Origin of the sequence: Actinophytocola sp. (assembly GCF_035712165.1) — a bacterium.
In the GTDB taxonomy this organism is placed as follows: domain Bacteria; phylum Actinomycetota; class Actinomycetes; order Mycobacteriales; family Pseudonocardiaceae; genus DASYTH01.
In genome coordinates this window covers 1-2,987 of record NZ_DASTBH010000195.1, presented here as the reverse complement: position 1 = coordinate 2,987, position 2,987 = coordinate 1, and the positions used below count along the sequence as shown (strand labels likewise).

6 protein-coding genes are annotated in these 2,987 nt (G+C 72.7%); 2 read left to right on the top strand and 4 right to left on the bottom strand.

What is annotated here, in order from left to right; genetic code table 11:
* Nucleotides 1–22 precede the first annotated feature (22 nt).
* Both VFO68_RS10885 and VFO68_RS10880 read right to left on the bottom strand, forming a co-directional pair.
* Nucleotides 23–301: a hypothetical protein gene (locus VFO68_RS10885; protein ID WP_325158095.1), complete on the bottom strand. Its 279-nt coding sequence runs from the start codon at nucleotides 299–301 to the stop codon at nucleotides 23–25.
* A gap of 93 nt (nucleotides 302–394) precedes the next feature.
* The gene (locus VFO68_RS10880; RefSeq protein WP_414635485.1) at nucleotides 395–1,195 is read right to left on the bottom strand and encodes a CPBP family intramembrane glutamic endopeptidase; all 801 of its coding nucleotides are present in this window, start codon (nucleotides 1,193–1,195) and stop codon (nucleotides 395–397) included.
* Nucleotides 1,196–1,218: 23 nt separating this feature from the next.
* Here VFO68_RS10880 and VFO68_RS10875 point away from each other — a divergent pair, with 23 nt between their 5' ends.
* A complete protein-coding gene (locus VFO68_RS10875; protein WP_325158093.1) occupies nucleotides 1,219–1,686 on the top strand; it encodes a PPOX class F420-dependent oxidoreductase in 468 nt (155 codons plus the stop codon).
* Here VFO68_RS10875 and map read toward each other — a convergent pair.
* The gene (gene map, locus VFO68_RS10870; protein ID WP_325158092.1) at nucleotides 1,683–2,450 is read right to left on the bottom strand and encodes a type I methionyl aminopeptidase; all 768 of its coding nucleotides are present in this window, start codon (nucleotides 2,448–2,450) and stop codon (nucleotides 1,683–1,685) included. The genes VFO68_RS10875 and map overlap by 4 nt on opposite strands.
* Nucleotides 2,451–2,486: 36 nt before the next feature.
* On the opposite strand from map, the gene VFO68_RS10865 reads away from it, so the two are divergent.
* On the top strand, nucleotides 2,487–2,720 hold the full coding sequence (locus VFO68_RS10865; protein WP_325158091.1) for a helix-turn-helix transcriptional regulator: 234 nt from the start codon (nucleotides 2,487–2,489) through the stop codon (nucleotides 2,718–2,720).
* 19 nt (nucleotides 2,721–2,739) lie between these two features.
* Here VFO68_RS10865 and VFO68_RS10860 read toward each other — a convergent pair.
* A partial coding sequence (locus VFO68_RS10860) for a DUF2470 domain-containing protein (protein WP_325158090.1) occupies nucleotides 2,740–2,987 on the bottom strand: 248 nt, incomplete at its 5' end.

Genomic DNA, 2,987 nt, shown 5'->3' with positions numbered 1-2,987 from the left:
CCGGGTCATCGGCGGCCTGTTACTACTCACCGTCGTCGGCATCGAGTCCGGCGGCGTGTTCCTGCTCAGGATCTCGCGCGGCGCCTACCGGTTCACCGAGTTCCAGCGGGCCTTCGTCCGCGCGATGCACGCGCACGCCGGCGTGCTGGTGATCCTCAGCCTGGTGTGCCTGCTGCTGTCCGACGCGGCCGGGCTCACCGGGCCGGCCGGCTGGCTCGGCCGGCTCGGCGTGCCGATCGCCGCGCTGCTCATCCCGGGGCGGGTTCGTCACCTCGGCGCTGATCGGCACCGGCGAGATCAACCGGCCCAACCCCCGGTTCCTGTGGATGTTCTTCGCCGGCGGCGCGTCGCTCGCGATCGGCGTGGTGTCGGTCGGGATCGGTCTGCTCGTGGCCTAGGGGAGCCAGGAGATCCGGCCGCGCAGCAGGGCGTAGCCGACGAAGGCGACCACGTCCAGCAGCGTGTGCGCGACCACGAGCGGCACCAGCCGGTTGGTGCGCTGCCAGACCCGGCCGAACACCAGGCCCATCACCAGGTTGCCGAGGAACCCGCCGAACCCCTGGTACAGGTGGTAGGAACCGCGCAGCACGGCGGAGAACAGCAGCGAGGTGTTCTCCCGCAGGCCGAGCTGGCGCAGCCGGGTGATCAGGTAGCCGACCACCAGGACCTCCTCGGCCCAGGCGTTGGCCGCCGCCGAGATGATCAGGGCGATCGGGCGCCACCACGTGTCGTCCAAAGTGGACGGCAGCACGGCGAGGTTGGCGCCCAGGTGGTAGGCGAGGAAGTACAGGCCGAGGCCGGGAATCCCGATCAGCGCGGCCAGGCCGGCGCCGGTGAGCAGGTCGCGGCCCGGCCCGGTGCGGTCCAGGCCGACCATCCTCGGCCGGATTCCGGCCCGCCACAACAGGTACACGCCCAGTGCCCCCCAGGCGAACAGCTGCGCGGCGGACAGCAGTTGCTTGAGCAGGTCGATCAGGTCGGCGTTGGCCTGCGGCACGTTGAGGGCGACGGCCTGCTGGCTCAGTGGCACCGGCTGCAGCAGGGAGTCCACAAGGGACAGCAGGCTGCGCGCGCCGGACAGGCCGAGGGTCACCGTGAACACGATGGCCAGCTCGATCTTGATCGCCCGCCGCTCCGCCGGATCGGCGACGATCTCCGGTTCGGTCGGACGCTCCGGCGTCAACCACGCTCGCACGGGGTGCACGGTACCGTCGGACGATGCCGCGAAAGATCGCCACCGCCGACGTCGTCGACGAGGATCAGCTCGCCGAGTTCATCCGGCCCCGCCACCGCGCGATCCTGGTGACCAGCCGGTCCGACGGGCGTCCGCAGCTGTCCCCGGTGACCTGCGGGCTGGACACCGCCGGCCGGATCGTGATCTCCACCTATCCCGGGCGCGCCAAGGTGCGCAACGCCCGGCGCGACCCGGCGGTGTCGGTGTGCGTGCTCTCCGAGGACTGGAACGGCCCCTGGGTGCAGGTGGACGGCACCGCCGAGGTGCTCGACCCGCCGGAGTCGGTGGAGCCGCTGGTCGAGTACTTCCGGGTGATCTCCGGCGAGCACCCCGACTGGGACGAGTACCGCGAAGCCATGCGCACCCAGGGCAAGTCGCTGATCCGGATCACGATCACCGGCTGGGGTCCGGTCGCCACCGGCGGCTTTCCCCCCGAACTCGCGGACAACTAGACGACGGTGAGCAGGACCGGGCCGTCGTCGGTGATGGCGACGGTGTGTTCGGCGTGCGCGGCGCGGCTGCCGTCGGCGGTGCGCAGCGCCCAGCCGTCCGGGTCGGTGACGAACCGGTCCCGTCCGCCGGCCAGGAACATCGGCTCGATCGCGATCACCAGGCCGGGGCGCAGCGGGAGGCCGCGGCCGGGGCGGCCCTCGTTGGGCACCGACGGGTCCTCGTGCATCCGGCGGCCGACGCCGTGCCCGCCGAAGCCCTGCGGGATGCCGTAGCCCGCGGCCCGGCCGATCTCGCCGACCGCGTGCGAGACGTCGCCGAGCCGGCCGCCCGGGCGGGCGGCGGCGACCCCGGCGGCCAGCGCCGCGGCGGTGTCCTCGATCAGGGTGGCGTCGGCCGCGCTGGGCGGGCCGATCGTGAAGCTGACCGCGGCGTCGCCGTGGAAGCCGTCCACGCAGGCGCCGCAGTCGATGCTGACCAGGTCGCCGGCCCGCAGCCGGTAGCCGTCCGGGATGCCGTGCACGATCACGTCGTTGACCGACGCGCAGATCACGCCGGGGAACGGGGTGGGGGCGAAGTGCGGGCGGTAGTTCAGGAAGGACGAGGTGGCGCCGGCGTCGCGGATCACCTGGGCGGCCAGGGTGTCCAACTCCAGCAGGGACACGCCGGGGGCGGCGTGCTCGCGGACCGTGGCCAGAGCCGTGGCGACCACCCGGCCCGCCTCGCGCATCACGGCGAGCTCTGTCTCGGTTTTCAGCTCCACCATGACTGGTATTTCTATCATGGTATTAATATTGGCGCCATGGTGCGTCCCCCACTGAGCAAAGCGGACCGGGCGCGGGGTGTCCGCCTCGGTGCACAGCTCCGCGCGGCGCGCGGCGAGCGCACCGCGGTCGAGGTCGCCTCGGCAGCGGGAATCTCGGTCGAGACCCTGCGCAAGATCGAACACGGGCGGATCCCGACCCCGACGTTCTTCACCGTCGTGGCCATCGCCCGGGCGGTCCAGATGCCGGTCGACCGGCTCTGCGTGGACTGACCCGCCGCTGGTGCGGCGGTCAGCTGGTGGCGGCCAGGAACGGGCAGCCGACCAGCCGGCGCAGCTCGCCGGCCAGCTCGGTGGGGGTGCCGATCGGCCGGGCGAAGGCCAGTCGCACGTCGTGGTCGGTGTTGGCGGCCTCGACCCGCAGCCGCAGGCCGTAGCGGTCCAGGCCCAGCGGCCGGATGTGCCCGCCGCGCAGGTGCGCCGGCAGATGCCGGGCCAGCCGGCCGACCACGTCGGTGTGCGACAGCTCAAGGTGCCGCA